This is a genomic window from Pseudomonas sp. AC016, from assembly GCF_979253365.1.
Map to the genome: position 1 here is coordinate 1,231,520 of NZ_CEEDCC010000001.1, position 26,256 is coordinate 1,257,775.

The 26,256-nt window shown below is 59.6% G+C and carries 30 protein-coding genes; 12 read left to right on the plus strand and 18 right to left on the minus strand.

The annotated features are described in order from the left end of the window. Positions 1-212: 212 nt before the first annotated feature. From AC0IXS_RS05270 to AC0IXS_RS05285, 4 genes are all read right to left on the minus strand, one after another. On the minus strand, positions 213-449 hold the full coding sequence (locus tag AC0IXS_RS05270) for a hypothetical protein (protein ID WP_004880940.1): 237 nt from the start codon (positions 447-449) through the stop codon (positions 213-215). 208 nt (positions 450-657) lie between these two features. After that, complete coding sequence (locus AC0IXS_RS05275; RefSeq protein WP_137202616.1) at positions 658-2,751, minus strand: LTA synthase family protein; 2,094 nt, start codon at positions 2,749-2,751, stop codon at positions 658-660. A 267-nt stretch (positions 2,752-3,018) separates the two neighbouring features. After that, positions 3,019-3,879: a polyamine aminopropyltransferase gene (gene speE / locus AC0IXS_RS05280; protein ID WP_004880936.1), complete on the minus strand. Its 861-nt coding sequence runs from the start codon at positions 3,877-3,879 to the stop codon at positions 3,019-3,021. A gap of 198 nt (positions 3,880-4,077) precedes the next feature. Next, on the minus strand, positions 4,078-4,269 hold the full coding sequence (locus AC0IXS_RS05285) for a PLDc N-terminal domain-containing protein (protein ID WP_004880934.1): 192 nt from the start codon (positions 4,267-4,269) through the stop codon (positions 4,078-4,080). 164 nt (positions 4,270-4,433) lie between these two features. On the opposite strand from AC0IXS_RS05285, the gene AC0IXS_RS05290 reads away from it, so the two are divergent. Next, positions 4,434-5,360 (plus strand): ZIP family metal transporter, encoded by a 927-nt coding sequence (locus AC0IXS_RS05290; protein WP_320471398.1) that lies wholly within the window; start codon positions 4,434-4,436, stop codon positions 5,358-5,360. Here the strand turns inward: AC0IXS_RS05290 and AC0IXS_RS05295 are convergent. Together AC0IXS_RS05295 and AC0IXS_RS05300 are read right to left on the minus strand one after the other, a co-directional pair. Then, the gene (locus AC0IXS_RS05295) at positions 5,357-5,875 is read right to left on the minus strand and encodes a hypothetical protein (protein ID WP_471824047.1); all 519 of its coding nucleotides are present in this window, start codon (positions 5,873-5,875) and stop codon (positions 5,357-5,359) included. The genes AC0IXS_RS05290 and AC0IXS_RS05295 overlap by 4 nt on opposite strands. A gap of 100 nt (positions 5,876-5,975) precedes the next feature. Then, the gene (locus tag AC0IXS_RS05300) at positions 5,976-6,515 is read right to left on the minus strand and encodes an ankyrin repeat domain-containing protein (RefSeq protein WP_471824049.1); all 540 of its coding nucleotides are present in this window, start codon (positions 6,513-6,515) and stop codon (positions 5,976-5,978) included. 333 nt (positions 6,516-6,848) lie between these two features. Between AC0IXS_RS05300 and AC0IXS_RS05305 the strand changes: the two genes are divergently transcribed. Beyond that, positions 6,849-7,127, plus strand: a complete 279-nt coding sequence (locus tag AC0IXS_RS05305) for a DUF3509 domain-containing protein (protein WP_004880927.1) — start codon at positions 6,849-6,851, stop codon at positions 7,125-7,127. A 107-nt stretch (positions 7,128-7,234) separates the two neighbouring features. Here AC0IXS_RS05305 and AC0IXS_RS05310 read toward each other — a convergent pair whose 3' ends face one another. The 6 genes from AC0IXS_RS05310 to aroC form a co-directional block, all read right to left on the minus strand. Continuing rightward, on the minus strand, positions 7,235-7,957 hold the full coding sequence (locus AC0IXS_RS05310) for a helix-turn-helix transcriptional regulator (protein WP_025995269.1): 723 nt from the start codon (positions 7,955-7,957) through the stop codon (positions 7,235-7,237). A 206-nt stretch (positions 7,958-8,163) separates the two neighbouring features. Continuing rightward, positions 8,164-8,847: an acireductone synthase gene (mtnC, locus tag AC0IXS_RS05315; RefSeq protein WP_057408130.1), complete on the minus strand. Its 684-nt coding sequence runs from the start codon at positions 8,845-8,847 to the stop codon at positions 8,164-8,166. 47 nt (positions 8,848-8,894) lie between these two features. Next, a complete protein-coding gene (locus tag AC0IXS_RS05320) occupies positions 8,895-9,440 on the minus strand; it encodes a 1,2-dihydroxy-3-keto-5-methylthiopentene dioxygenase (RefSeq protein ID WP_057408131.1) in 546 nt (181 codons plus the stop codon). Positions 9,441-9,526: 86 nt separating this feature from the next. Beyond that, a complete protein-coding gene (locus tag AC0IXS_RS05325; protein WP_025995266.1) occupies positions 9,527-10,141 on the minus strand; it encodes a methylthioribulose 1-phosphate dehydratase in 615 nt (204 codons plus the stop codon). Beyond that, positions 10,138-11,301, minus strand: coding sequence for an MFS transporter (locus tag AC0IXS_RS05330; protein WP_471824052.1), 1,164 nt, complete (start codon positions 11,299-11,301; stop codon positions 10,138-10,140). Before AC0IXS_RS05330 ends, AC0IXS_RS05325 begins: the two co-directional genes overlap by 4 nt. A gap of 30 nt (positions 11,302-11,331) precedes the next feature. After that, positions 11,332-12,423, minus strand: a complete 1,092-nt coding sequence (gene aroC / locus AC0IXS_RS05335) for a chorismate synthase (protein ID WP_057408817.1) — start codon at positions 12,421-12,423, stop codon at positions 11,332-11,334. A gap of 142 nt (positions 12,424-12,565) precedes the next feature. Between aroC and AC0IXS_RS05340 the strand changes: the two genes are divergently transcribed. Together AC0IXS_RS05340 and AC0IXS_RS05345 are read left to right on the plus strand one after the other, a co-directional pair. Then, the gene (locus AC0IXS_RS05340; protein ID WP_471824054.1) at positions 12,566-13,573 is read left to right on the plus strand and encodes an alpha/beta hydrolase; all 1,008 of its coding nucleotides are present in this window, start codon (positions 12,566-12,568) and stop codon (positions 13,571-13,573) included. A 123-nt stretch (positions 13,574-13,696) separates the two neighbouring features. Beyond that, the gene (locus tag AC0IXS_RS05345) at positions 13,697-14,497 is read left to right on the plus strand and encodes a hypothetical protein (RefSeq protein ID WP_137202618.1); all 801 of its coding nucleotides are present in this window, start codon (positions 13,697-13,699) and stop codon (positions 14,495-14,497) included. Positions 14,498-14,530: 33 nt separating this feature from the next. Here the strand turns inward: AC0IXS_RS05345 and prmB are convergent, their stop codons facing one another. Continuing rightward, positions 14,531-15,439, minus strand: a complete 909-nt coding sequence (gene prmB, locus AC0IXS_RS05350; RefSeq protein WP_004880909.1) for a 50S ribosomal protein L3 N(5)-glutamine methyltransferase — start codon at positions 15,437-15,439, stop codon at positions 14,531-14,533. A gap of 259 nt (positions 15,440-15,698) precedes the next feature. On the opposite strand from prmB, the gene AC0IXS_RS05355 reads away from it, so the two are divergent. The 5 genes from AC0IXS_RS05355 (at position 15,699) to AC0IXS_RS05375 (ending at position 18,754) form a co-directional block, all read left to right on the plus strand. Continuing rightward, entirely contained in the window at positions 15,699-16,289 is a 591-nt protein-coding gene (locus AC0IXS_RS05355) for a cysteine hydrolase family protein (protein ID WP_471824057.1), read from the plus strand. 138 nt (positions 16,290-16,427) lie between these two features. Further along, positions 16,428-16,748 (plus strand): hypothetical protein, encoded by a 321-nt coding sequence (locus tag AC0IXS_RS05360; RefSeq protein ID WP_004880906.1) that lies wholly within the window; start codon positions 16,428-16,430, stop codon positions 16,746-16,748. Between the two features lie 45 nt (positions 16,749-16,793). Further along, positions 16,794-17,351 carry a Smr/MutS family protein gene (locus tag AC0IXS_RS05365; RefSeq protein WP_025995260.1) on the plus strand — a complete coding sequence of 186 codons (558 nt, stop codon included), beginning with the start codon at positions 16,794-16,796 and terminating at the stop codon, positions 17,349-17,351. Between the two features lie 416 nt (positions 17,352-17,767). Next, positions 17,768-18,313, plus strand: coding sequence for a GTP cyclohydrolase I FolE (folE, locus tag AC0IXS_RS05370; RefSeq protein WP_057409689.1), 546 nt, complete (start codon positions 17,768-17,770; stop codon positions 18,311-18,313). Positions 18,314-18,382: 69 nt separating this feature from the next. Next, positions 18,383-18,754, plus strand: coding sequence for a glutathione S-transferase N-terminal domain-containing protein (locus tag AC0IXS_RS05375; protein WP_004880899.1), 372 nt, complete (start codon positions 18,383-18,385; stop codon positions 18,752-18,754). 19 nt (positions 18,755-18,773) lie between these two features. Here the strand turns inward: AC0IXS_RS05375 and AC0IXS_RS05380 are convergent, their stop codons facing one another. The 3 genes from AC0IXS_RS05380 to AC0IXS_RS05390 form a co-directional block, all read right to left on the minus strand. Beyond that, entirely contained in the window at positions 18,774-19,160 is a 387-nt protein-coding gene (locus AC0IXS_RS05380; protein ID WP_057409690.1) for a lysozyme inhibitor LprI family protein, read from the minus strand. 67 nt (positions 19,161-19,227) lie between these two features. Further along, positions 19,228-19,830, minus strand: coding sequence for a glutathione S-transferase family protein (locus AC0IXS_RS05385; protein WP_004880895.1), 603 nt, complete (start codon positions 19,828-19,830; stop codon positions 19,228-19,230). A gap of 45 nt (positions 19,831-19,875) precedes the next feature. Next, the gene (locus AC0IXS_RS05390; protein ID WP_122690060.1) at positions 19,876-21,042 is read right to left on the minus strand and encodes an aminotransferase-like domain-containing protein; all 1,167 of its coding nucleotides are present in this window, start codon (positions 21,040-21,042) and stop codon (positions 19,876-19,878) included. Between the two features lie 81 nt (positions 21,043-21,123). Between AC0IXS_RS05390 and AC0IXS_RS05395 the strand changes: the two genes are divergently transcribed. Next, positions 21,124-21,594: a MarR family winged helix-turn-helix transcriptional regulator gene (locus tag AC0IXS_RS05395; protein ID WP_025995255.1), complete on the plus strand. Its 471-nt coding sequence runs from the start codon at positions 21,124-21,126 to the stop codon at positions 21,592-21,594. 126 nt (positions 21,595-21,720) lie between these two features. Next, complete coding sequence (locus AC0IXS_RS05400; protein WP_471824064.1) at positions 21,721-22,914, plus strand: benzoate/H(+) symporter BenE family transporter; 1,194 nt, start codon at positions 21,721-21,723, stop codon at positions 22,912-22,914. 5 nt (positions 22,915-22,919) lie between these two features. Here AC0IXS_RS05400 and AC0IXS_RS05405 read toward each other — a convergent pair whose 3' ends face one another. Beyond that, entirely contained in the window at positions 22,920-23,855 is a 936-nt protein-coding gene (locus tag AC0IXS_RS05405; RefSeq protein ID WP_122668517.1) for a S66 peptidase family protein, read from the minus strand. 227 nt (positions 23,856-24,082) lie between these two features. Here AC0IXS_RS05405 and AC0IXS_RS05410 point away from each other — a divergent pair, with 227 nt between their 5' ends. Continuing rightward, the gene (locus AC0IXS_RS05410) at positions 24,083-25,093 is read left to right on the plus strand and encodes an NADP-dependent oxidoreductase (protein ID WP_057409695.1); all 1,011 of its coding nucleotides are present in this window, start codon (positions 24,083-24,085) and stop codon (positions 25,091-25,093) included. A 149-nt stretch (positions 25,094-25,242) separates the two neighbouring features. Here AC0IXS_RS05410 and pyrF read toward each other — a convergent pair whose 3' ends face one another. Further along, positions 25,243-25,941 carry an orotidine-5'-phosphate decarboxylase gene (gene pyrF, locus AC0IXS_RS05415; protein ID WP_025995251.1) on the minus strand — a complete coding sequence of 233 codons (699 nt, stop codon included), beginning with the start codon at positions 25,939-25,941 and terminating at the stop codon, positions 25,243-25,245. Between the last annotated feature and the right edge of the window lie 315 nt (positions 25,942-26,256).

A 26,256-nucleotide genomic window follows, 5' to 3' on the forward strand; every position in this document is an offset into this window, starting at 1 on the left:
AGTTTCAACGCTTCCCGAGTGGCCATCGAAAAGATGGCCAGCGCACGGCAGTTACTCCGACGTGGGGAATCAAGCATGTAGCTGACCGGACCTGGAACAGGCCGGGGATGGACCTGTGTCAGAGGCCGTCTTCACGACCTCATTTGCAGAGTAGACCCATCGGGGGGACATTGCCAAGTGGTTGGCGCAACAAGATTTTTTGCAGTGAAGGATCAGCTCGCTTCTGTGATGGAAATGATCTGGACACTGTTATGGTCCTTGAGTGTCTTGACGGTCGGCTCATCGGTTCGACCTTCCAGGTCATTGAGATCCAACTCATCCGTGACGGGATATAAATCCTTGCGCAACAGACGTGCAGCATCCTCTTCGCTGGGGCGTTCCTGCCACTGCACTTCACGACGCTGCTGCACACCATCCTTGTCCAGATACAAAATGGCCCACTGTTTCATCAATGCCTCCAGAATAAGCAAGCCAGGCACTCTGACTTACCTACTCTGGACCTTTCACCGCCTCCATTCGTTCCAATGGATTGCACACAGCAAACGGACTCAAACGGATAACAAAAAGGCCCTCGCATTGGATGCCGAGGGCCTTTTTCGTTGCTGAAACGGTCAACTGCGTGTTCTGCCCGATTGATACCGGGCAGGACGACAGCGGTCAGTTTCTGTTCTTGCTGGCTTCCACGCCTGCGGTGTTGTCCAGCAGGCTCTTGGTCGCGGTTTGCAGGAAACTCTCCAGCTTGCGCTTGAGCTCCTCGGTGTCCGGCGCATCGGGTACCTCTTCCGCGTGCGGCTTGGCACCCAGGGTGTAAGTCAGCAGCTTGGCCGGCATTTCGGTCGGTTCGATCAGAATGCGGTTGCCGCTGATGATCGCCACCACCTGCTCGCTGCCCGACGGCTTGATCACGCCAAAGCCCTTGTCGCCTTCGGGCAGGTTGAGCAGATCGCGTCCCCAGCACTGGTTACGGGTCTGACCACCCAGACGGCCCATGATGGTCGGTACGACGTCCACCTGGGTGCCGACGATGCTGCTGCGCTGGCCGAACTTTTCCTGCACGCCCGGACCAATCAACAACATCGGCACATTGAAACGACCGAGGTCCATTTCTGTCAGCTGACGGTTGTTGCCGAAACCGTGGTCACCCAGTACGACGAACAGGGTGTTCTTGAAGTAAGGCTCTTTCTTGGCCTTCTCGAAGAACTGGCCCAGCGCCCAGTCGGAATAACGCATGGCGGTCAAATGCTCGTCCAGCGAACCGTGGCCGGTCACGCGCTCGACCGGCAGGTTTTCCGGCAGTGCGTAAGGGGTGTGGTTGGACAGGGTCTGCAGCAGGGCATAGAACGGCTTGCCGTCCTGACGCGCCTTTAGCTCCTGAGCGCCACGGTCGAACATGTCCTGGTCGGATACGCCCCAGGTCGGATCGGAGAACACCGGGTTGACGAAGTCGTCACGGCCAACAAAGTTGGTCATGCCCTGGTTGCTGAAGAAGCCCGACTGGTTGTCCCAGGCAAAGTTGCCGTTGTAGACGTAGACGTCATCGTAGTTGCGACCCGCGCTCAACAGCTGCGGCAGGCCCGACAGCTTGTGGCTGCCTTCCGGCGTCTGCATCAGGTATTCGAAACCTGGCAGGTTCGGGAAGCAGGCCATGGTGGCGAACATACCCTGGTGGGTGTGGGTGCCGTTGGAGAAGAAATGATCGAACAGCAGGCCTTCCTTGGACAGCCTGTCGAAGTTCGGCGTGATATTGGCATCGCTGCCCAGCGCACCGACCGAGTGACCGGCGAAGCTCTCCATCAGGATCACGACCACGTTGCGGATCGGCAGGGTATTTTCCGCAGGCGGCGTGAAGTCACGGCGTACTGCAGCAATGTCCGGCTCGACCAGCTTGTCATTGGACGTCAGCAACATCTCGCGTACGGTCTGTTGTGCGTCGGCCTGAGGCAGCGTGGCTTTCCAGATGTTGTCGCGATCTTCGGACATGCGGCTTTTGGCAGCAGTGATAAGCGTCAGCGTGCCGTTAAGGCCAAGTTGGTTGGCGAAGTTCGATTCGGTGGTGTACGCATCGCCCCAACGCAGCGGCGGGCCCTGGCGCAGGGTGCCACGGGCGCAGATCACGGCAACGATCAGGACCAGGAAGAACACGCCTATGCGCATGTACCACGGCGCAATGGAGCGCGTACCAGCGCCACCGCCCGACAGTGCATTGCGCGGCCGCGTCACACGGTCGATGCCCTTGAACAACAGACTCAACAGCCAGGTGACAACGGCCCACGCCAACAGATAACGCACCACCGGAAAGCCGTACCAGAGCATGCTCAGAACGGTCTTGGGGTCTTCCTTGACGTACTGGAACACCAAGCCGTTCAGGCGTTGATGGAATTCACGGTAGAAGTCCATTTCCATCAGGCCAAAGAACAGCGTGATGCTGCCGACCAGGGTCAGCCAGAACCGGAAGAAACCGCGTGCCGCCATGGCCCGAGCGCTGAACAGCGACAGCATCAGCGGGATCAGCAGATACACCGTCAGACGCAGGTCGAAACGCATGCCGTTGAACAGCGCCTCGATGAAGGTCGACGCGGGCGTATCGCCAATCATCTCGCGGTTATAGACCAGCAGACCGATACGCAGCAGCGTGTACATCACCATCAGGGCCAGGCCACTGAGCAATGTATAAGCCAGATGCGATTTGACGGTCGGGTTTTGCAGGCGGGACAAGGCTTGCCGATGAATCTGGGCGTCCGTTTTGGCCATGGTTGTCAGGATCCGGTGGATTCAGGGTTGGGTTCAGGCGTGCGACACCAGCGCTCCATCTAGTGGGCGGCAGGCTGCAAGGGGGGCAGATAGTACTTGATCGACAGGTATTTGGCGCTCGTTCAGCGCGTCTCGTTCAGCGACAGAGACTATCTGCGGGTTCAGCGTCGCGCGCAATTCTGGGCCGGGGGGTGTGAAAATTTTGTCGCGCCCCGCCATACGGCAGGACGTTTCAGGCGTTCGGGCCTGAAACGTCGGACACCGGACTCAGTCGTTGCTTGGCTTCTTGATGGCGCTGAGCACGTACTGCGGCAGCGCGAACGCGCCGATATGCACTTCAGGGTTGTAATAACGCGTAACAATACCGCTGCCAGCGAAGCGCTGGCGCAGGGTTTCCAGCGGCAGCTTGCGGTACGCCTTGTCGGTCGCGCCCCAGGCAAAGGTCATGGCGCCGCCGATGTAGGTCGGAATGGCGGCCTGATAGAAATGCCAGTCGGCGAACAGGCCGTTCATGCGCCCGGCCGTGGTCTGTACGCCACTGAGCTGCATGAAAGGTGTACCGTTCTGAGTGACCAGAATGCCGCCCTCGTTCAGGCAGCGATGGCAGGCCTGATAGAAGTTTTCCGAAAACAGCACCTCTCCCGGACCGATCGGATCAGTGGAGTCGGAGATGATCACATCGAACTTCTCTTCGGTGGTCGCCACGAAACGCATGCCGTCGTCGATCACCAGATTCAGACGCGAATCCTCGAAAGCGCCGTTGGAGTGAGTCGGCAGGAATTCCTTGCACATCTCGACGACTGTGCCGTCGATCTCGACCATGGTGATGTGCTCGACCGTCGAGTGCTTGGCCACTTCACGCAGCATGCCACCGTCGCCGCCGCCAATGATCAGCACACGCTTGGCTGCACCATGCGCCAGGATCGGCACGTGGGTGAGCATTTCGTGGTAGATGAACTCGTCGGCCTCGGTGGTCTGAATCACGCCGTCGAGCGCCATGACACGGCCCATGCGCGGGTTCTGGAAAATCACCAGGTGCTGGTGATCGGTGCGCACTTCGTGCAGCATTTTTTCGATACGAAAGCGCTGGCCGTAGCCTTCGTACAACGTTTCCTGATAATCACTCATGGGTAAGCTCCCGAAAAAGACAGATGACAGGACGGCCGACCGCCCGCAACAAAGGCGCGCATTCTACGTCGCCGAACATGACAGGTCGAACCTCTGTGCTCACAGCCCGCCATACACGTACCGCCCTGCCCGTCCCTGAAAGCAAAAAACGCCTGATTACTCACGTAATCAAGCGTCTTTGATCCGACCTGAGTAACGTCAGATACGCACGTTGCCACGAGGACCCGCGATGGCCCAGATGATCAGCCCCAATACAGGCAGCAGCACAATCAGCAGGATCCAGAGAATCTTCGCCCCGGTTTCCGAGCCGCTCTTCAACACGTTGATGATGGCCCAGATATCGAGCGCGAGGATGATCAAACCGACCAGACCGTTGAATGTGGAACCCATGGTGTTGCCCCTGATTGAATACTGACACTTCTAGGATGATCGTGCCCTTCGGGGGTTCCATTGAACCAACGGCATATTTTCAGGCTCCGAATTCAGCAAACTGTTTGATCCTGTTCAGCTCATGACTCTGGCGATCGGCCTATCAGCAAAAGGTAACACTCTGCATGCAACCTTCCGCGCACCCAAGAACCCTGCGGGCGACCTGGCTCGCCCAGCTTCAAAGCAGCCCACTGGTGAGCCTGGGCTTTATATTCGCTTCTGTGATCGTCGTGATTCTCGGCGCCATAAGCCTCTATAACGCCTTTTTCGGCACCAGCCAGACCAACTTCAATTACGCCCTGCTGGGCGGCACCGCCGGTTTCGCCGCGACGGCCCTCGGCGCGATCATGGCGGTTGCGTTCCGCAATGTGGCGCAGCGTACTCAGGACATCATGCTGGGTTTCGCAGCAGGCATGATGCTGGCGGCCAGTTCCTTCTCGCTGATTCTGCCGGGGCTGGAAGCCGCTCGGGAAATCACCGGTACCGGCCCATTCGCGGCAGCGACCGTTGTCACGGGTCTGGCGCTGGGCGTGCTGCTGATGCTCGGCCTGGACAGGTTCACCCCACATGAACACGAAAGCGTGGGCCGTCAGGGACCGCATTCGGAACGTATCAATCGGGTCTGGCTGTTCGTGCTGGCGATCACCCTCCACAACCTGCCGGAAGGCATGGCGATCGGGGTGAGCTTCGCAGGCGGTAACATGAACGTCGGCCTGCCGCTCACCACTGCCATCGCGATTCAGGACGTTCCAGAAGGCCTGGCGATAGCTCTGGCATTAAGGGCGACGGGGCTTTCAGCCTTTAAAGCCATGCTGGTCGCCATCGGCTCGGGCCTCATGGAGCCGCTGGGTGCGTTGATTGGTCTGGGCATTTCCAGCGGCTTCGCCATTGCCTACCCGCTAAGCATGGGTCTGGCGGCGGGTGCAATGATCTTTGTGGTGTCACATGAAGTCATCCCGGAAACCCATCGCAATGGTCACCAGACATCGGCAACGCTGGGGCTGATGGGCGGATTTGCGGTGATGATGTTTCTGGACACCGCGCTGGGTTAACCGCGCAACGCCTGCAGCGAAGGCGCGGCATGAATGCCGGCCGTCGCTGCCAGTTCAAGTACGCGTGCTTCATCGCTGCCGTAGACCAGCACCGTCTGCAGCTCATCATCCAGCGGCTGGCTGAAATCCATCAGGGTGTAGCCACCCATTTCCTTGTTCATGCTGCTCAGTTGGATCTGGATGCGATTGAGCGCCACCAGCGGCTCGACCTTGGTCAGTTGTTTCGACTTGATGTTGAACGTCACATCCTTGCCAAACGACTGGACGATCTGCTCGAACAGGTCCGCATAGGTGTCGGCCTGAAACAGGACAGTCTCCGGCAGACTGCCGACCACGACCCACTCACCCAACGGGATGGGAAAGGTGTCGTCGTAATTGATATCAGGATTGGCGCTCAGAAAAGCCTGCGGGTCGGCATAGGCCTGGGCAGCTTCGTCAGCCACGCGCAGGATCTCGTCGTCGCCCATGCACCCCGAACTGATTTTGCTGATTAATTCGGCGAGAGCGTCTTTCATGAGGGACATCCTGATAGCGGGCAAAAAAAGAGGCGCGAAGGATAACGGGAAATCCTTCGCACCTCTATGCCTTCAGGCTGATCACAGCCACAGGGCCGAATCAGACCGGCTGAACACCCAGATTGATCAGTTGCTCTGCGGTCCCGGTGGCGCCCATTGTCTGGGCGGCTGCGAGCGCGTTCACACCCTTGGCATCGCGGACATGCGGATCGGCGCCCTTGCTGATCAGGTAGTCGACGATTTCCATCCGGTTGAACATCGCCGCCATCATCAGCGCAGTGCGACCATCGGCAGACGCGCCTTCCACTTCGGCGCCGTTTTCCACCAGCAGTTTCACCACCGCGAGGTCGCCCTTGAAGGCCGCGCCTGCAATCGGGCTCTGTCCATTGTCGTTGCGAATTTCCGGGTTGGCCTTGTGCTCGAGCAGTACACGAACCGCATCAAGGTGGCAGTGATAGCTGGCGAGCATCAGCAAGGTGTCGCCCTTGTGGTTGCGCAGGTCTGCAGGAAGGCCTTTTTTCAGCAGACGCTCCAGCATCACCGCATCGCCCTGACGCGCAACATTGAATACCTGTTCAGCGAACTCGGCAGTCTCTTCGTCAGTCATAGTCTTCGGTTGACTGGTATTTGAATCGGTCATCACTAACTCCTTGGCGCACGGTCATCCGGGAATCCGATGTACCCGGCAGCGGTAAACACACTGACCGCAAGTCTTGCCAGCTGTTCGATCAGGGTCAAGCCATGCCCTCGATTGAAAAAATACCGACTTGGTCCGCTTTCCAGCCATTTGGTTCCCCGCAAACGGCAAAATGCAGGATGCCCGATAGGCTTTCATGCAAAATGCACGAGACCCTTAAAATGACGTTGTTTTAACTATTTGATTTTAAAGGGAAAAAATTCATGGCAAATGTGGCACAGACACTGCACTAGTACTTCCAAGCTTGTTATCCCATGAGCAATGGAGCCGCTAGACATGACTTTTATTCAAGAAAAATTCGCTTCCGTATTTTCCGACTACACCGTGACCACCCAGCCTCGTCCTGACGGCGGCGTGTTGTTGTCGCTGCGCAACGATGAAGGCAAACAGATCCGTCGCTCCGTGTCTTATGCACAACTGCACACTCCGGTTCAGCTGGAATGGGTAATCAGCGCAATTCGTCGCGACCTGGCTGCACAAGCCAGCGATCTGCCGGCCATCTCGATGCTGCAAAGCCAGCACCGCTTCGATCTGCCGACTTATCACACGCGCTAAAGTTTTCGCGTCACCGAACCTGGTGACGCCGTTGTACGCTCTCTCATCCCTTGTTCGCCGCGATTACATGTTTGTTCTCGCGGTTTTTTTTGCCTGTCGGCTTTAACTCAGGTAATGAATCCGCGACACAACGCCTCTCCCACCGCTTGAGCACGATTGGCGACACCCAGCTTGGAGTAGATGGTCTTCAGGTGAAATTTCACTGTGGCTTCTGAAATCTCCTTGATCATCGAGATCTCCCAGGCGGTCTTCCCGTCTCTGGCCCACTGCAGAATTTCCAGCTCTTTTTGGGTAAGCCCTCTGGAGCTGAACTGAATGCCACGGCCGACCCTGTGCAACACAGGTACCAGACTGGTGATCAGGTATTTGTCACTTTGGGTGGTATTACGCTTCAGTCCCGCCAATGTGAAGATCGACGTCACGCCATCAACGCCCCGGCAGTGGCTGGTGTAGCCATATGAAATCGCCGGTGCGAGGTCGCAGGCACTGAGTGTTTCTTCATACCAGGCGGGCGGAAGGTAATGCCTGATCGCATCGTCCCATTCCAGAAACCCGAGGTTGTTGCGGTAATGACGCACCACCGGATCATGGGAAATCATCTGCTGACGACGATAGGCTTCGCCCCACACATCATCGACGTTGGACGTCACGAACGTCAGCAGTTGTACACCCTTGAACTGGTAGAACATGGCCCGCTCACAGCGGCACTCCTGCCTCAGCCATCGAAGCGCGTTCTCGATGGCTGTCTGCCCATCGATTTCAGTGATCGTACTGACCATCTGCTCTATCAATAAACCCATTGTTGCGTTGTCCGTCATGGCACTGCACATCGCCGCTCCCTCCCTGCCCTGCTCGAGTAAACCAGTGGCATTCGCTCGATGAGGGATTCGAAAGCGCGAAACTTACACGACTGAACGTGCTTGAAAACAACGCCTTAAACAAACAGGATTAACGCACTCACAGACAGGCAGCGTCCCACTCAAAAGCAGGATGCTACTGACAGAAATCGCTGATAACAGCGTTCGAGAAAGGATTTTTACCAGGCAGTCGGGTCGATCAGTGCGAAACTGGATACGTTTTCATGGCCTGCCAGAACGCCTTCGGCGCGCACCAGACCACAGGTCGCCATGCCGGCATCTCGTGCGGCATCCAGCTCTTCGACGATATCCGACAGAAACAGAATCTCGCCCGCCTCGCAGCCAATGGCTTGCGTGATGGTGCGGTAGGACTGCGCCTCGCGTTTGGGGCCGGACGTGGTGTCGAAATAACCACTGAACAGACCGGAAAGATCACCCGCCTCGGAGCAGCCGAAGATCAATTTCTGAGCCTGAATCGAGCCCGAGGAATAGACATACAGCCTGTAACCCTCGGTGTGCCAGCGTTTCAGAGCCTCGACAGCGTCCGGGTACACATGCCCTTTCAACTGACCGGCGTTGTAGCCCTGCTCCCAGACCATGCCTTGCAGCGCCTTGAGTGGCGTGGCCTTGCGATCCTCGGCAATCCACTGCAAGAGAATCTCGACGACCCGCTCGACATCGGCCTGCGGCTCGCCACTGTCGGCACGCACGGCCTGCAATTGCTCTGCGACCGCAGGCTTGTCAGCGTTCTGGCGAACAAAGTCCGGCAGGTGCTGCCTGGCGAACGGGAACAGCACGTCGAACACGAAACTCACCGCACTGGTGGTGCCTTCGATATCCGTGAGGATGGCTTTGATGGACATCAGGGTCTGGCTCCTTTGAGGCGGTACATAAGCAAACGGCGGACGGGTCAGTCTTCAAGTCTTGGGAAACGGCCTGCGATGTCTTCACCGGTGAACTTCGCGACCCAGCCCTCAGGGTTATTGAACAAGCGGATGGCGACGAAGTGCGGGTTTTCACCCATGTCGAACCAGTGTTTGGTCCCGGCAGGTACGGAAATCAGGTCGTTCTTCTCGCACAGCACGGCGTACACGTAATCTTCGATGTGCAGCGTGAACAGGCCTCGACCGGCTACGAAGAAGCGCACTTCATCTTCGCCATGACGATGCTCTTCAAGAAACTTCGCACGCAATTCGGCTTTTTGCGGGTGATCGTTGTTGAGGCTGATGACGTCAACCGTCACGTAGCCGTGCTCGGTCATCAGCGCATCGATCTGGCTGCGGTAGGCGTGGATGACATCTTCCTGGGAGGCACCCGGCGTGATTGGCGTCGCGGCCTCCCAACGCGCAAACGACACGCCCTGCTCGGCCAGGGTCGAGGTGATGTCTTCCAGGTGGGTCAGTACCTTGTTGGGCACCTCAGGACTTGAAACGTGGTAAACGGACAGGCTGCTCATGGCATTGAATCCTCGGCTTGGGCTTGGCAAGGCCTTCCGGCTTTTACAGGCCGGTCAGGCATACACACGTGTTTAACGCGTGGCAGTCAACGGTTCAAGACCGTGCGCATCTTCAGCTCGCATTCAAACAGAAATTCGAATGCTTCGATCTGACGCAGTGCATCGCTCATCTGCGCGCCCCAGGTATAGAGCCCGTGGCCGCGAATCAGGTAACCGGCGCAGTCCGGATGGGCATCGAGCCAAGGCTGTACCTTCGCGGCCAGCCGGGCGATGTCCTGATCATTGTCGAAAATCGGCACCACCACTTGCGATTCATGGGTGGCGACGCCCTGAAAGGCTTTCTGCAGTTCGTAGTCCTCGAACACCAGATGATCGGCATCGGTCAGCCTGGACAGTACGGTCGCGTTCACGGAATGCGTGTGCAGAACAGCACCGACCTGCGGCCTGCAACTGTACAACTGGGTGTGCAGCAGCGTTTCAGCAGACGGCTTCTTGTCCGGTTCAAGGCTATTGCCGTGCAGATCGGTGGCCAGCACATCGTCGATACCCAACTGACCCTTGTGCTTGCCGGACACCGTCAGCAGTGCCTCGCTGGCCGACAGCCGGACCGAGTAGTTGCTGCTGGTGGCAGGCGACCAGCCACGGCCATACAGAAACCGGCCGGCTTCGATGATCTGCTGCGCCAAGTGTTCGCGGGTCATACACCTTCCTCTTTACTGGGTGTGACAATCATGATGGCTGCGGCCAGTGCCGCAAGGCTGGCGATGGCAAAGGTCCAGAATGGCCCCAGCGCAGTCCAGCTATAACCTGAGTACAACGCGCCCAATGCCCCGCCGACGCCGGACAGTGCGGCATACAGCGCCTGCCCCTGACCTTGCTGACGTGGACCGAAGCTACGTTGCACGAAATGGATGGCAGCGGCGTGAAAGCTGCCGAACGTCGCGGCGTGCATCACTTGAGCAACCAGCAAGACCAGCAAATGTTCGGCAAATGCGCCCAGCAGCAGCCAGCGCACCGCCGCCAGCAGAAAACTGGCCAGCAACACCTGACGCACGGAAAAACGCTGCAGAACACGGCTCATCACCATGAACATCAACACTTCTGCCACTACGCCCACTGACCACAGCACACCGATCAGGCTACGACTGTAGCCCAGTGTCTCAAGGTGCAGGGTCAGAAACGTGTAGTACGGGCCATGGCTGAGCAGCATCAGCGCGACACTGAGGTAGAACACCAGCACGCCGGGGCGGGACAACTGCCGGAGAAAGCCGCCCTCGTCCGACGGACTTGATGAAACGGGCGGCTGCGCGTTGGGCACCCACCAACTGCTGATCGCGATGCCGGCCATGACCGTCAGAAGCATGTGAGGAAACAGGTCCAGGCTGAACCATTCGAGCAATCGCCCGAGCACCACCACCGCCAGAATGAAGCCGATCGAGCCCCACAGGCGGATCTGGCTGTATCGGGCAGTCTGACCTTGCAGGTGAGCGAGGGTAATCACCTCGAACTGCGGCAGAATCGCATGCCAGAAGAACGCGTACAGGGCCATGACCATCGCCAGCCAGGCATAGCTGTGATCCAGCAGGATGAGCGAGAACGCCAGCAGCGTGCAGACCGCGCCAAAGCGCACGATGGCCAGTCGCCGTTCGGTGTAATCGCCGAGCCAGCCCCAGAGGTTGGGCGCCACGCATCGCATCAGCATGGGAATGGCGATCAGCTCGCCAATCCGCGCGCTGGAAAACCCCAGATGATGCAGATACAGCGCCATGAACGGCGCGGACGAGCCGAGCAAGGCGAAGTAACACAGATAGAAACCGGACAGCCGCCAGTAAGGAAGCTGTCCGTGGGGAAGTGGCGCCACGTTAGCGATCCGCGACAGTGGCCACGCTCATTACAGCTGAGCCAGCACAGGCGTGGTGACGCTGACGTCGGCGTTCTGGCCACGATGGCGCAACAGATGGTCCAGCAGCACGATGGCCATCATGGCTTCGGCAATTGGCGTGGCACGAATCCCGACGCACGGGTCATGACGCCCTTTGGTGATGACGTCTGCGGCGTTGCCATCGACATCGATGGAGCGGCCCGGCGTGGTAATGCTCGATGTCGGCTTGAGCGCCAGATGCGCGATGATCGGCTGGCCGGAAGAAATCCCGCCCAGAATGCCGCCTGCCTGATTGGACAGAAAACCTTCCGGCGTCATCTCGTCACGGTGCTCGGTGCCACGCTGGGCAACGCAGTCGAAGCCTGCACCGATTTCCACACCCTTGACGGCATTGATGCTCATCAGCGCATGGGCCAGTTCGGCGTCCAGACGGTCGAAGATCGGCTCGCCCAGACCCGGCATGACGCCTTCGGCCACGACAGTGATTTTCGCGCCAACCGAATCCTGGTCGCGACGCAGCTGGTCCATATAGGCCTCCAGCTCCGGCACCTTGTCAGGATCGGGACAGAAAAATGCGTTCTGCTCGACCGAATCCCAGGTCTTGAACGGAATCGGGATCGGACCCAGCTGGCTCATGTAGCCGCGAATGACAATACCCTGCGTCGCCAGGTATTTCTTGGCGATGGCACCTGCGGCGACACGCATGGCCGTTTCACGCGCCGAGCTGCGACCGCCGCCACGGTAGTCGCGCACGCCATACTTGTGGTGATAGGTGTAATCGGCATGCGCGGGCCGGAACAGGTCCTTGATGTTCGAATAATCCTTGGACTTCTGATCGGTGTTACGGATCAGCAGGCCGATGGACGCGCCGGTGGTCTTGCCTTCGAACACCCCGGAAAGAATCTCGACCTCGTCGGCTTCCTGGCGCTGCGTGGTGTGCCGGCTGGTGCCCGGCTTGCGGCGATCCAGGTCGCGCTGCAGGTCCTGCAGGTCCAGCTCAAGACCGGGCGGGCAGCCGTCGACGATAGCGACCAGCGCCGGGCCATGGCTTTCGCCGGCGGTGGTGACAGTGAACAGCTTGCCGAAAGTGTTGCCGGACATGCGGGCGCTCCGAAAAATCAGCCAAAAAACCAGATCATTGAATCAAGCGCGCCAGTATACGCAGGCTCGACGTACAGTTCACCCTCGAACCTTCCGTTACGGCGTGCGTCCAAGCCAGACCCTGCCCTATGATGGCCTTGCGATGTTATCTGGTAATTCTTCGATGAAAGCTTCAAACATGCTGCGCCTGCTGGTCCTGCCGATGACATTGCTGCTCACCCTGTTTGCCGCAACGGCCGGCGCAGCCACCCCCAATGTCGTGCAACGGCCCATGAACGTGGACACCGGAAACGGCAAGCTTTACGGCACGCTGTTGATGCCGCGCGCAGACAGGCCGGTGCCTGTGGTGCTGATCATTGCGGGTTCCGGCCCCACCGACCGGGATGGCAACAACCCTGAAGGCGGACGCAACGACAGCATGAAGCGTCTGGCGGTCTTCCTCGCAACCCACGGCATCGCCAGCGTGCGTTATGACAAACGTGGTGTGGCGGCGAGCAAGGCCGTCACGCCGGACGAGCGCGACCTGAGCGTCGAGCGCTACGTGGCCGACGTGCAATTGTGGGTCAGAGCGATCCGCGCCAACCCGCGCCTCGGTCAGCTGATTCTGCTGGGTCATAGCGAAGGCGCATTGGTAGCGGCCCTTGCCGCCGACAAAGCCGGCGCTGCCGCAGTGATATCGGTTGCCGGCACCGGTCGCCCGGTGGATCAAGTACTGCGCGAGCAGTTTCAGGAACGCCTGCCTCCCGAGTTGCTGCAACGTAGCAACCAACTGCTGGACGAGTTGAAGGCAGGCAAGACCGATGACAAGGTCCCGCAGGAACTTGAGGTGGTGTTCAGGCCGAGCGTACAGCCCTATCTGATCTCGCTGTTTCGACAGGACCCTACTGCCGCCTTCGGCTCGCTGACGATGCCTGCGCTGATCGTTCAGGGCCGCAACGACATTCAGGTGGGCGTGGGCGATGCGTTGCTGCTTCAGAAAGCCAAACCGGATGCCGAACTGGCGCTGATCGATGGCATGAATCACGTATTGCGCATTGTTCCCGACAATCTGGAGCAACAGCTGCTGTCGTATCGAAATCCCACCCAACCGTTGGCCAAGCAGGTCACGGCCCGCATTCTGCGCTTCATCCAGGCCTTGCCGCCTGCCTGACGGAAGATTTGACGCCAGTAACCTGCAAACCCGCCGTTTTGCCCTTCAGTCTGGGCAAAGACTGCCGATAGCGGAGTGCTGGCTTTGTGTTTGCTGCACAAAGCCATGGACAGGACCGCCTCCATGACTGATACCGCCATGACCGAAACCGTTGCTGCACCCGACAGCGCAGAAGCCGCTGCACCCGCACCGCCACAACCGTGGGAAGACGTGGTGCCTGAGAATTTTCAGATGCTGCGCCTGTCGCCGTTGCCGACCGACCGCGCCACGGGTGGACGACCGCTGCGTTTCGTTCAGTTCGGACGCGCCGAGCGTCACAGCAAAGAACTGAGCCTGTTGCGTATCAGCATTCAGTTGCCCGGTCAGCGTGTGCGCAAGGAACAGAACAATCTGGATATCTGGGTGGACCATGAAAAACGCATGGTGCGCTTCGGCCCCGAGTCCGGTCTGCAGATCGAACCATGGAACCGCGGTATCGGGCGCTTCCTGATCGCGCACGGCGTGCACTGGGCACAACGCAAATGGTCTTCGTACAGGATCGAAAGTGTCGCGCTGGCGAGCAAGGACGGCCTCAACGAGGACACGCGCCTGCGTCGCGACCACTTTCTGCGCACACTGGGTTTCGAGGTGGTTTATGCCGATGCCCAGCACATGAAAGGCAGCATCAAGGATGTGCATGTCGGCAACCTGCACAGCACCTGGAACAACGACAAGGTGCAGATCATCGAGATTCTTGAAGCCTCGCACATGCTGGAGAAGGCCGAGAAAAACCTGCTGGAGCAGGAAGTCACCATCCGTCAGCACGAAGACCGGGTCGGCAAGTACAAGCGCGAAGACAGCAGCCTGCGTTTCACGATTGCCTGTCTGGTGACATTCGCAGTATTCCAGGCGGGCCTGCTGATCTGGATCGCGACCCACCGTTGACTTGGCGGCACCCACAGCGCCGCCACTCGGAATTTACACCCTCGACTGAAACAGTGCCTGATGCGCGACGCACTGCTCGGCGGTCAGCATGAACACACCATGCCCGCCGCGCTGGAAGTCCAGCCAGGCGAAATCGACTTCCGGGTAAAGCGCCTCGACATGCACCTGGCTGTTGCCCACCTCAACGATCAGCAAACCTTTCTCGGTCAAGTGGTCGGCCGCCTCGGCGAGCATGCGACGCACCAGATTCAATCCATCGCTGCCACAGGCCAGCGCCAGCTCCGGCTCGTGCTGGTATTCGTCCGGCATGTCGGCAAAATCCTCGGCATCGACATAAGGCGGGTTGGAAACGATCAGGTCGAAGCGCTGCCCGGGCAGACCTTCGAAGCCATCGCCCTGCACGGTGTAGACACGGTCTTCCATGCCATGACGCTCGATGTTCTGGTTGGCCACTTCAAGCGCGTCGTATGACAGATCGGCCAAGGCGACTTCGGCGTCCTTGAACTCGTCGGCACATGCGATACCGATACAGCCCGATCCGGTACACAAATCAAGAATGCGAGTCGGCTCGCTCGCCAGCCAAGGCGCAAAACGGTCTTCGATCAGTTCCGCAATCGGCGAACGTGGAATCAGCACGCGGTCATCGACAATGAACGACATGCCACAGAACCAGGCCTCGCCCAGCAGATAAGGCGTCGGGATGCGTTCGTTGATGCGGCGCTTGATCAGGCCCTGCAGTTCGGAGATCTCATCGACCTCCAGGCGGCAGTCCAGGTAGCTGTCGGCAATTTCCCAGGGCAGGTGCAGCGCGCCCAGCACCAGTTGCCGCGCTTCGTCCCAGGCGTTGTCGGTGCCATGACCGAAAAATACATCTTCCTCATGAAACCGGCTGACGGCCCAACGGATGTGGTCGCGCACGGTACGCAAGCGGGAAGTGATCATGGACAGACTCCTTGAGAAAACGACAGGCCACTTGAAAAGGCCGGGGGCAGGACGAGGCAATGCGCCTGATCTCTGAGCGGCGCGGGCAGGCCTGGAAGTTTCGCCCATTCGCGACCTGCCATCAAGGCAAACCGCCAGCTACGCAGCCATCCAGATGCCCTGCAGGCCATAAAAACCGTGACTTGCAACAGTGACCATTCCCATAACCCTTCAGCCAGAGGACAATGTCGCAAAAGCCCCATTCAAAAGGAGCCCTCGAATGCCTTCCATCAAGACCATGTTTCAACTCAGCGGCCGTGTTCATGCGCCGGCCAGCCTGAGCAATGCCACGTTGATTATCATCGACGCGCAGAAAGAGTACCTCAGCGGTCCGTTGGCCCTGACCGGGGTCGACGAAGCCCTGGTCAATATCGGTCAGTTGGTTGCCAAGGCCCGCGCCGTAAAGTGCCCGATCGTGCATGTCCGCCACCTTGGAACCGTGGGCGGCCTGTTCGACCCACAGGGCGAGCGCGGACAACTGGTCCCGGAACTGCTGCCTCAGGCCGACGAACATCTGGTTGAAAAGCGTCTGCCCAATGCCTTCAACGGCACCGGACTGCACGAACTGCTGCAGAGCCTGGGTCATCTGGATCTGGTGGTCTGCGGCTTCATGAGCCACTCGAGTATCAGCACCACCGTTCGCGCCACCAAGGATTACGGCTATCGCTGCACGCTGGTCGATGATGCCTGCGCGACCCGCGACCTGCCGAGCCCACACGGTGTGGTCAGCGCTCACGTCGTGCACCGCACCGAGATGGCGATCATGGCCGACAACTTTGCCACGCTGGCACTGACCAAAGACCTGATTTGAGCCCCTTGCCGCTGTGGACAGGCTGTATGAGCCTCTTCACCTAACCGCCCATCCCTTATTGCCCTCCTTTACGCCCGGAACGGGAACCCAGGTCCGCCTGTTCTGGTCAGAACGCCGATAAACACTGAGGAAACCGGAATGAAGATATCCGATGGTTTCGACGCCCGCAGGCTGCGTCCCAAAGGGCGAAGTAACTGGCGGACGCGAATCGGAAAGACGATTGCCTTCGTTTTTCTGGTCTCCGGTGTGGCGCTGGCCCTGACCGGAGGGTCCAGCCTGATCGTGCATCCTCAGGCCCTGGGCGATCTGAACGCCAATCCTGCGGGTGCCGCGGTGGTTGCCGTAGCCGGTTTGCTGGTGCTTTTGCTGGGCATGTGGCTGTGGCGCAGAAGCGGTCGCGGGCCGCGCAGTTCCGGCGGATTGAGCATGTCAGCCCATCTGATGAAAAAACACGACTGAGCGCTTCGTCTTCCCGGTTAAACTAGCCCCCTTCGCGGAGGCCCCATGCAAGACGACGATTTTTCCCTGTTCAGAAGCGAGACGCGTGGCGTCAAGCCCATCAAGCACGAACATGCCGATGTCGGCAAACCCAAGACTGACCGCAAATTGCTGGCGCGCCTGCGTCAGTCGGCGACCGTGCGTACCGATGCGGTGACGATTGATGGTCTGTCCGACCAGTTCGTGATCGATGTCGGCCCCGAAGACGTGCTGAGCTGGTCGCGCGACGGGGTTCAGGAAGGCCAGATGCGCAAACTCAAGCTGGGGCAGATCAGCTTCGAAGGCACACTGGATCTGCACGGCATGAACGTCGAACTGGCCCGGGAAACCCTGTGGGAATTTCTCGCTGAAGCCACGAAACTCGAAATACGCTGCGTGCGCGTCACCCACGGCAAGGCCGTACGACTGGACGGCAAGCGCCCGATGATCAAAAGCCACGTCAACACCTGGCTGCGTCAGCATTCGCAGGTACTGGGCTTCTGCTCATGCCTGGCCAAGCACGGCGGCGCGGGCGCGGTTTACGTGATGCTCAAGCGCACAATGATGGAAGGTCGCGACGAGTAAAGGCGTCGCGACCCGCGCTCTTACCCTCAGCGACCGCCGCCAGGACCGAAGCCCGGACCCGGACCGCCTGGTCCCTGATGGTGACCGTCGCCTCCGCCATGTCCACCCGGACCGGGCCAGAACGGCCAGCAGCCCGACATTGACGACAACACGATGGCGAACACTGCCATTTTTACCATTCGACTCAACATCCCGGACTCACTCTTTCAACGGACAGTATTTGAAAACCTGCCCATCAGACCGCGTCCACCGGGAAAAATGGGTAGTCAGTGCGTTGCCATCGAGTAAGCAAACCGATACAAAACGCCGTTTTGAAGCCCCGCCGTGCACCTGTCCCTGCGCGTAAGTTACTATATGTGACTTGGCGAAGGCGTCATGCCTTCGCGTTTATCGAATCCACACGGAAACACAGTCCTGTGACACTGGAACAGAATTACACCTCCATCCTGGGGCAACTGGGCGAAGACGTCTCCCGCGAAGGCCTGCTCGACACACCTAAACGTGCCGCCAAGGCGATGCAGTACCTGTGTCGCGGTTACGCGCAGACCCTTGAAGAAGTGACCAACGGGGCGCTGTTCAGCTCTGACGCCAGCGAGATGGTCATGGTCAAGGACATCGAACTGTATTCGCTGTGCGAACATCACCTGCTGCCGTTCATTGGCAAGGCTCACGTCGCGTACATCCCGAATGGCAAGGTGCTTGGGCTGTCGAAAGTCGCACGCATCGTCGACATGTATGCTCGCCGCCTGCAGATCCAGGAAAACCTCAGCCGCCAGATCGCCGAGGCGATTCAGCAGGTCACCGGCGCACTCGGTGTTGCCGTGGTCATCGAAGCCCAGCACATGTGCATGATGATGCGCGGCGTCGAGAAGCAGAACTCGGCCATGATCACCTCGGTGATGCTCGGCGAGTTCCGTGAAAATGCAGCGACCCGCAGCGAATTTCTCAGCCTGATCAAGTGATCCCCGGCTGGCAGCCACGCGCTCCGGCGGGGCTGCTGCTCCATCCCCCTATCGCAAGAGGTTGTGATCGTGTTCATGAAAGCATTAAGGGTCGGTCTCGGCCAACTCGTCATCGGCATCGATTTCCTCACTCGCCCGAGCAAGAAGAAACGTGATCCGGCAGCGCAGGCTGCGGTGGATCAATCGGCGCAGGACCTGACGCTGTACCAGTTCCACGCCTGCCCTTTTTGCGTGAAAACCCGCCGCGCGCTACGCCGTCTGAACGTTCCGGTCGCCCTGCGCGATGCGAAGAACAATGAGCTGGATCGCCAGACACTGCTCAACGAAGGCGGCAAAATCAAGGTGCCCTGCCTGCGCATCGAGGAAGGCGACAAAACGGTCTGGATGTACGAGTCCAACGTTATCATCGATTATCTGGACAAGCGTTTCGGCGCAGTCTGAGCCAAAAGCCCGCGTACCTTCAGCGCGGGCAACCTTCCTGCCGACAGGCAACGTAAGCCTTCAACTGCTTGACCCGTACCCTGGTCTGCTCTGCCAGACACCGGGTTTGCAGCAATGGCCAGATCGACCCTGAATCTTCACGCTTGCCCACCTGATACAGGCAGTCGGCATCACGCAGAGCGAGCCATTTGCGCTGAGCGTCCTTGAGCGCCTGTTTTTTTGCCGGACTTTTCAGCCAGTTCATCTGCGCGTTGTACTGCGTGTTCAGATCGGCATCGAGCGCGGCCAATTCCTTGGCCGCGCACTGGTTCATGCTCGCCTGACTGGCATCGCAGTCCTCGGCCTGGGCCGAACAGCCAACGCCCAATGCCATCAGGGCGGCCAGGACAGTTATAGCGAAACGCATGGAATATTCCTTTTCTCGGTATGTCAGGTAGCTGTTGTCGTGAACGGGCCGGCTCCCGCAGCTGCAGTCAATCCAGCATTCCCACGTACCCCGGCTGGTCTTTGACGCGATCCAGCCATTTGCGGATGCCGGAGTAAGGCGCCAGATCAAAGCCGCCCTGATGCGCCACATGGGTGTAAGCGTAGAGCGCGATGTCGGCAATGGAAAAGTGCTCGCCCACCAGAAACGGCGTGCGATCCAGTTGCTGCTCCATCACAGCCAACGCGCGGTAGCCCGACTTCTGCATGGCGCGGTACTCGACCATGCGCTCTGCGGGCAGGCCCAGATAGAACTGGATGAAGCGCGCAACCGCCACCGACGGCTCGTGACTGTACTGCTCGAAGAATTGCCACTGCAGGACCTGCGTGCGCAGGCGTGGCTCGGTCGGCAGGTAAGCGGTGCCGTCGGCCAGGAAGTTGAGAATCGCGTTGGACTCCCACAGGCACGTGCCGTCTTCCAGTTCCAGAACCGGAATCTTGCCGTTGGGATTTTTCTCCAGAAAGGCTGGCGTCTGGGTTTCGCCGTTGAGGATGTCGACCGGCACCCACTCGTACTGAATATTCAGCAGGTTGAGCATCAGCTTGATCTTGTAGCAGTTGCCCGAGTTGTAATCGCCGTAAACCTTGTACATCGCCCTGCCCCTTCTGTGACCGAAGTCCCTGCTGATCGAATCGATTCAGGCTGCCTTGAGATTCTGTGCTGCGCGCACGACAGATGCCAGTCGTTTCACGCCTTCGTCCAGCCGGGCCGGATCAATGTGGCTGAAATTGAGTCGCAGATGACCGTGATTGGCGTCAGGATCGGCAAAGAACGGCTCGCCGGGCATGAAGGCGACGTCCTGCGCCAGCGCGGCGTCCAGCAACGTGCGCGTATCCAGCGGCTGACGCAGGGTCAGCCAAAAGAACAGGCCACCTTGCGGGCTGTTCCACTCGGCCAGATCGCTGAAATGATCCTGCAGCGCCCGCTCGAAGGCGTCCCGTCGGCTGCGGTAGAACTCGCGCAACGTCGTCAGGTGCTCACGATAGTGTTCAGTGCCGATCCACTGCAAGGCCTGCCATTGTCCAAGACGGTTGGTATGCAGATCAGCCGACTGCTTGAGGCGCAGCAGGTGCGGGAACAGATCGGGACTGGCGATCAGATACCCCACGCGCAGACCGGGCAGCAGGGTCTTGGAGACCGTTCCGGTGTAGATCCAGCTGGACGTCTTCAAACGGCTGACGATGGGCCTGGCGCTGCCGCCGTCGAAACTCAGCTCGCGGTAGGGTTCGTCCTCGATCAGGGTCACGCCGAACTCGTCGAGCAAGGCCGCCACCGCTTCGCGACTGGCTTCGCTGTAGCGCACAGCGGAGGGGTTCTGAAAGGTCGGGATCAGGTAGGCGAAGGCAGGTTTGTGCTGTTCCAGACGCTGGCGCATGGCAGCGAGGTCAGGGCCATCGGCCTGCAAAGGCACCGTGAGGCAATTCGCGCCAAACAGCTGGAAGATCTGCAGCGCGGCCAGGTAGGTCGGCGCTTCCAGCAGGATTTCCGTGCCTTTGTCGATGTACAGCTTGGCAGCAAGGTCCAGCGTCTGTTGCGAACCGCTGACCACCAGTACCTGACTGGCGTCGCATTGGATACCCAACGCTCTGGCTTCGGCAGCCAGCGCCTCACGCAGCGGCGGCTCACCCTCACTCATGCCGTATTGGCCGAGCGCGACAGGCATTTCGGCCCACTCGACCTTGGGCAGCATGGACTCGGCAGGCAGACCACCGGCAAACGACATGACTTCCGGACGCTGGGCAGCGGCAAGAATCTCGCGGATCAGAGAACTTTTGAGACGGGAAACGCGTTCGGAGAATGGCATGGCAATATCCCTGGCAGAGCCCAATATAAATGAGTCAAACTTGTTGACTCAAATTACGCCGCGCCACCCGGATACGTCAATATGCTTGACCTTAAAAATCCTGCCAATCAGCAACGCGCCATGGAAGCCTTTTTCTTCGGCTATCAGGCTTTCACTGCCAAGGCCGATGAAATGCTGGACAAACGTGGCTTCAGTCGCGTCCATCAGCGCATCGTGTTTTTCATCGCGCGCTATCCCGACCTCAGCGTCAAGGAACTGCTGACAGTCCTAGGCGTCAGCAAACAGGCCCTCAACGCCCCCTTGCGGCAACTGATCGCCATGAATCTGGTGCACAGCGAGGCGCCCGACACCGATAAGCGCAAGCGATTGCTCGGGCTGACTGAGGAAGGCGTCAGGTTTGAACAGGCGCTGCGCCGGGAGCAGGTCAAACTGCTGCAACGGGTATTCGCCGACGCAGGGCAGGCAGCCGTGGATGGCTGGATGGTCGTCAACGAAGCGCTTGGCCAGACGCTGCAGTCCAGCGCTCGGCCCGCCGATTCGGACGCCGACTGACCAGGTTACCTGCTCACCGAAAATAACTGTTCCGGCAATTGCTCATGCCGCTGTATCGCACGCCTGCAAGGCGATCCGTATAGGCTGTGCGCCTTTTTGCTGCCTGCCGTTCAAGGAAGACCCCGCATGAACCCTCAACCGAAGCTGTCTCTGCGCCCCTTGGCAGACTCATCGCCCTCCTCTGTCGTGGCGGGCTTCATCGCCATGATGACGGGCTGCACCAGCTCGCTGGTGCTGATGTTTCAGGCAGGCCAGGCAGCAGGGCTGACCAGCGTGCAGATTTCCTCATGGCTGTGGGCCTTGTTCATGGGCATGGCGGTGTGCAGCATCGGTCTTTCACTGCGTTATCGCGCGCCAATCACCGTGGCCTGGTCAACGCCTGGGGCCGCGCTGTTGATCACCAGTCTGGGCGGCGTGACCTACCCGCAAGCGATCGGCGCGTTCATTACGTGTGCGGTTATGGTCACGTTGTGCGGCCTGACCGGCAGCTTTGAACGCATGGTCAAACGCCTGCCCGCCTCGCTTGCTGCGGCGCTGTTGGCAGGCATTCTGTTCAGGATCGGCAGCGAGATTTTCATCGCCGTGCAGCACCGTACCGGTCTGGTGATTGGCATGTTCCTGACCTATCTGGTCGTCAAACGCCTTTCGCCCCGCTACGCGGTGCTGGCGGCATTGCTGGCAGGCGTCGTGTTGTCGGGCCTGCTCGGATTGCTGAATTTTGATGGTCTGGCGATGGAAGTGGCTCTGCCCGTCTGGACGACACCTGAGTTTTCACTGGCGGCGACCATCAGTATCGGTATCCCGTTGTTCGTGGTGGCCATGACGTCACAGAACATGCCGGGGATTGCGGTGCTGCGAGCCGACGGCTATCAGACGCCCGCCTCACCGTTGATCTCCGTGACCGGTATTGCTTCGCTGCTGACCGCGACGTTCGGCGCCCATGGCGTCAATCTGGCGGCCATCAGCGCAGCGATCTGCACGGGTCCGCATGCCCATGAAGACAAGGACAAGCGTTACACGGCAGCGATCTGGTGTGGCATTTTCTACGCAGTGGCGGGTGTGTTCGGCGCGACGCTGGCTGCGCTCTTCGGCGCATTTCCCAAGGAACTGGTGCTGTCGATTGCGGCGCTGGCGCTGTTTGGCTCGATCATCAACGGCCTGACGGTCGCCATGGCCGAGCCCGGCGAACGCGAACCGGCGTTGATCACCTTCATGGTGACCGCATCCGGGCTGACGTTGTTTTCCATCGGCTCAGCGTTCTGGGGCATCGTCGCGGGTGTGTTGACGCTTCTGATCCTGAGTCCACGCCGGGCAGCCTAAAGGCTTTAATCGCGCGCCGCCGCAGCCACCAGCAACGTACCTGCATCTGCGTCCAGCACGGCCTGTGTTCCCAGCGGTACGGCCTGATTGGCATCGCCGTGCCCTACGGGCAGTCCGCCCAGCACAGGGATACCCAGACTGCTCAGGCGCTCTGCCAATACATGGGCCGGACTGATCGAGCCACCGGTGTTGGGGGCAGGACTGAACTCACCCAGCGCGATGCCTGCCAGACGCTCAAGAATCCCGCAGTTGCCAAGATGCGTGAGCATCCGATCAACCCGATACGCGGGCTCGTTCACCTCTTCAAGCAACAGAATCGCGTCAGTAAGGTCAGGCATGAACGGCGTGCCGACCGAGGTGCTCAACATGCACAGGTTGCCGCCCAGCAGCACACCCTGCGCCGTTCCGCCGGTCCGCACGCTGGCGTTCGGCGCGGCAGGATCGGACGTGAGCAGAACCGGCTCGGTGCTCATCAATACGTGGCGCATACCGCTGGCAAACAGCCCGCCGCACTCCAATTGGGTCGCGACCGGACCGTGAATGCTCGCCAGACGCGCGTGGTTCCAGAGCGCGCCGTGCAAGGCAGTGATGTCGGAGAAGCCGGTGACCAGTTTCGGGTCGCGGCGAACGGCGTCCATGTCCACCTGCCGGACGATCCGCTGCATGCCGTAGCCACCGCGATTGCAGATCACGGCTCTGATTACAGGGTCGGCCAGCGCGGCGTTGAGATCGGCAAGACGTTCTTCGTCAGTGCCTGAATAGAACGAATGTTTGCCCAGGGCATGAGGATAGACACGCGGGCGCAGCCCCCAACTCTTGAGAACCTCGACAGCCGATTCGATCTTGCGCGGGTCCACGGGTCCGGCCGGAGAAACCAGTGCGACGGCGTCGCCTGCACGCAGAACCTGAGGGTGAACGGTGTTCGAATTCGTCGAGGACATGCCAGTGATCCGTACTTCAATGAACGGCCAATGTAGAGCACTCGCCTGGCCGACTCAAGGCGCAGCCTCGCGCTCTGCGACAGCCATGTGCATCAATTTGAACGCAGCCGCCCACAGGGACTCCTATCAACCATATGGATCAGGCGGCATTCGCTCAACGACCGCCGCTTGCCTCAGCTACCGTCTGGGGCTTGAATCCCTTTTTGACTCTATTAGGAGGCCCTGCCATGACCGATCTTTCCAATCGCCAGTTTCTGCTCGCCAAACGCCCTTCCGGTGCCGTGCGCCGTGATGATTTCACTTATCAGGAAGTGCCTGTCCCTGCATTGGCGGACGGCCAGATTCTGCTGAGAAACAAATATCTGTCGCTGGACCCTGCCATGCGCGGCTGGATGAACGAGGGCAAGTCCTACATCCCGCCTGTACAACTTGGCGAAGTGATGCGCGCACTGGGCGTGGGCGAAGTCATCGAGTCGAAGAACCCGAAATTCGCCAAGGGTGATCATGTGCAAGGCGCCATCGGCGTTCAGGATTACTTCGTTGGCGAGCCCAAGGGGTTCTACAAGGTCGACACCAACCTCGCACCGCTGCCGCTTTATCTTTCGGCGCTGGGCATGACCGGCATGACCGCCTACTTTGCGCTGCTGGACGTCGGTCTGCCGAAGAGCGGCGACACCGTGGTGATTTCAGGTGCAGCCGGGGCCGTGGGCAGCATTGCCGGACAGATCGCCAAGCTCAAGGGTTGCCGCGTCGTCGGGATCGCCGGTGGCAAGGAGAAATGTAGCCTGCTGACCGAAGAACTGGGGTTTGATGCCGCCATCGACTACAAGGCCGAGAGCGACATTCACACGGCGCTGAAACGTGAATGCCCGGACGGCGTGAACGTGTATTTCGATAACGTGGGCGGCGACATTCTGGATGCAGTGCTCAGCCAACTGGCAGTCGGTGCGCGCGTAGTGATCTGCGGTGCGATCAGTCAGTACAACAGCACCACGGCCGTCAAAGGCCCGGCCAACTATCTGTCGTTGCTGGTCAACCGTGCCCGTATGGAAGGCTTTGTAGTGCTTGACCACGCGGCTCGTTTCGGTGAAGCGGGCAAGGAACTGGCAGGCTGGGTCAAGGAAGGCAAGATCAAGAGCAAGGAGCACATCGAGGAAGGTCTGGAAACCTTCCCTGAAACCCTGCTCAAGCTGTTCAGTGGCGAGAACTTCGGCAAGTTGATGCTGAAGGTGGATTGACTCCACTGAAACCGGATGATCGTGCCAGCGCTCTGCGTTGGCACGCATCCCGTGACGCTCTGCGTCACATTCGAGAGCGGACGCGGAGCGTCCTGGGCGGCGTTACCACGCTGGAGCGTGGGAATGATCACAGGGTAAGCATTCGGTGTTTACGCCAGCTCGGCAACCACAGCCGCCAGTGCCTTGGCCGGATCGGCTGCCTGGCTGATCGGGCGGCCGATCACGAGGTAGTCGGAACCGGCGTCCAGTGCCTGACGTGGGGTCAGGATGCGGCGTTGATCATCCAGCGCGCTGCCTGCCGGACGGATACCAGGGGTCACCAGTTGCAATGACGGGTGAGCTGCTTTCAGAGCCTGCGCTTCAAGCGCCGAACACACCAGACCGTCCATACCCGCCTTTTCAGCCAGAGCAGCCAGACGCAGCACCTGCACCTGTGGATCGATATCCAGCCCGATACCGGCCAGATCCTCGCGCTCCATGCTGGTCAACACCGTGACGCCGATCAACAGCGGCTGCGGACCGCTGCGCTGATCAAGCACCTCGCGACAGGCCGCCATCATGCGCAGGCCTCCGGAACAGTGGACGTTGACCATCCAGACGCCCATCTCTGCTGCGGCTTTGACAGCCATCGCGGTGGTGTTGGGAATGTCATGGAATTTGAGGTCGAGGAACACGTCGAAACCCTTGTCACGCAGGGTTTCGACGATGTCCGACGCACAACTGGTGAACAGCTCCTTGCCCACCTTGACCCGGCACAGCTTGGGGTCGAGCTGATCAGCCAGACGCAGGGCGGCTTCTCGGGTCGGAAAATCCAGGGCGACAATGACGGGAGTCTGGCAGGCGGACATGGGCGGGCTCTCAGGTAAGTCGAAATCGGCGCGCATTGTAGCCGAAGCTGCGGACAGACGGGACCCGTAGATCGGTATTTACCAAGCGCGCCCGTCTGTGACAGACGTCAGCCTGATCGTCCGGAGGCCCCATGCTGGCCTGCACTTGCAGCGAACATCTCAAGACCGCCACGCACCAAAGCCGCACATCACCCTGAACCAATTCAGCGATCCGTTCTACAAACGACCTCTTTTTAAGCAATACGACGGTTCGTCGTGCACTGGCACGGCCTCTGCAAGTCCCTGCAACAAAATGTTTCGACGAACTTCGAACCT

What these genes read in the sequence shown, in the direction of transcription:
- AC0IXS_RS05405 (WP_122668517.1), bottom strand. Translation starts at nt 23,855, where the DNA reads ATGTCCTCGACGAATTCGAACACCGTTCACCCTCAGGTTCTGCGTGCA.
- AC0IXS_RS05295 (WP_471824047.1), bottom strand. Translation starts at nt 5,875, where the DNA reads ATGAAAGACGCTCTCGCCGAATTAATCAGCAAAATCAGTTCGGGGTGC.
- AC0IXS_RS05385 (WP_004880895.1), bottom strand. Translation starts at nt 19,830, where the DNA reads ATGTACAAGGTTTACGGCGATTACAACTCGGGCAACTGCTACAAGATC.
- AC0IXS_RS05340 (WP_471824054.1), top strand. Translation starts at nt 12,566, where the DNA reads ATGTTATCTGGTAATTCTTCGATGAAAGCTTCAAACATGCTGCGCCTG.
- AC0IXS_RS05310 (WP_025995269.1), bottom strand. Translation starts at nt 7,957, where the DNA reads ATGTGCAGTGCCATGACGGACAACGCAACAATGGGTTTATTGATAGAG.
- AC0IXS_RS05300 (WP_471824049.1), bottom strand. Translation starts at nt 6,515, where the DNA reads ATGACCGATTCAAATACCAGTCAACCGAAGACTATGACTGACGAAGAG.
- AC0IXS_RS05355 (WP_471824057.1), top strand. Translation starts at nt 15,699, where the DNA reads ATGCCTTCCATCAAGACCATGTTTCAACTCAGCGGCCGTGTTCATGCG.
- AC0IXS_RS05360 (WP_004880906.1), top strand. Translation starts at nt 16,428, where the DNA reads ATGAAGATATCCGATGGTTTCGACGCCCGCAGGCTGCGTCCCAAAGGG.
- AC0IXS_RS05270 (WP_004880940.1), bottom strand. Translation starts at nt 449, where the DNA reads ATGAAACAGTGGGCCATTTTGTATCTGGACAAGGATGGTGTGCAGCAG.
- speE (WP_004880936.1), bottom strand. Translation starts at nt 3,879, where the DNA reads ATGAGTGATTATCAGGAAACGTTGTACGAAGGCTACGGCCAGCGCTTT.
- AC0IXS_RS05410 (WP_057409695.1), top strand. Translation starts at nt 24,083, where the DNA reads ATGACCGATCTTTCCAATCGCCAGTTTCTGCTCGCCAAACGCCCTTCC.
- AC0IXS_RS05365 (WP_025995260.1), top strand. Translation starts at nt 16,794, where the DNA reads ATGCAAGACGACGATTTTTCCCTGTTCAGAAGCGAGACGCGTGGCGTC.
- AC0IXS_RS05325 (WP_025995266.1), bottom strand. Translation starts at nt 10,141, where the DNA reads ATGACCCGCGAACACTTGGCGCAGCAGATCATCGAAGCCGGCCGGTTT.
- AC0IXS_RS05395 (WP_025995255.1), top strand. Translation starts at nt 21,124, where the DNA reads ATGCTTGACCTTAAAAATCCTGCCAATCAGCAACGCGCCATGGAAGCC.
- AC0IXS_RS05345 (WP_137202618.1), top strand. Translation starts at nt 13,697, where the DNA reads ATGACTGATACCGCCATGACCGAAACCGTTGCTGCACCCGACAGCGCA.
- prmB (WP_004880909.1), bottom strand. Translation starts at nt 15,439, where the DNA reads ATGATCACTTCCCGCTTGCGTACCGTGCGCGACCACATCCGTTGGGCC.
- AC0IXS_RS05285 (WP_004880934.1), bottom strand. Translation starts at nt 4,269, where the DNA reads ATGGGTTCCACATTCAACGGTCTGGTCGGTTTGATCATCCTCGCGCTC.
- pyrF (WP_025995251.1), bottom strand. Translation starts at nt 25,941, where the DNA reads ATGTCCGCCTGCCAGACTCCCGTCATTGTCGCCCTGGATTTTCCGACC.
- AC0IXS_RS05305 (WP_004880927.1), top strand. Translation starts at nt 6,849, where the DNA reads ATGACTTTTATTCAAGAAAAATTCGCTTCCGTATTTTCCGACTACACC.
- AC0IXS_RS05275 (WP_137202616.1), bottom strand. Translation starts at nt 2,751, where the DNA reads ATGGCCAAAACGGACGCCCAGATTCATCGGCAAGCCTTGTCCCGCCTG.
- AC0IXS_RS05290 (WP_320471398.1), top strand. Translation starts at nt 4,434, where the DNA reads ATGCAACCTTCCGCGCACCCAAGAACCCTGCGGGCGACCTGGCTCGCC.
- aroC (WP_057408817.1), bottom strand. Translation starts at nt 12,423, where the DNA reads ATGTCCGGCAACACTTTCGGCAAGCTGTTCACTGTCACCACCGCCGGC.
- AC0IXS_RS05380 (WP_057409690.1), bottom strand. Translation starts at nt 19,160, where the DNA reads ATGCGTTTCGCTATAACTGTCCTGGCCGCCCTGATGGCATTGGGCGTT.
- AC0IXS_RS05390 (WP_122690060.1), bottom strand. Translation starts at nt 21,042, where the DNA reads ATGCCATTCTCCGAACGCGTTTCCCGTCTCAAAAGTTCTCTGATCCGC.
- AC0IXS_RS05400 (WP_471824064.1), top strand. Translation starts at nt 21,721, where the DNA reads ATGAACCCTCAACCGAAGCTGTCTCTGCGCCCCTTGGCAGACTCATCG.
- AC0IXS_RS05320 (WP_057408131.1), bottom strand. Translation starts at nt 9,440, where the DNA reads ATGAGCAGCCTGTCCGTTTACCACGTTTCAAGTCCTGAGGTGCCCAAC.
- mtnC (WP_057408130.1), bottom strand. Translation starts at nt 8,847, where the DNA reads ATGTCCATCAAAGCCATCCTCACGGATATCGAAGGCACCACCAGTGCG.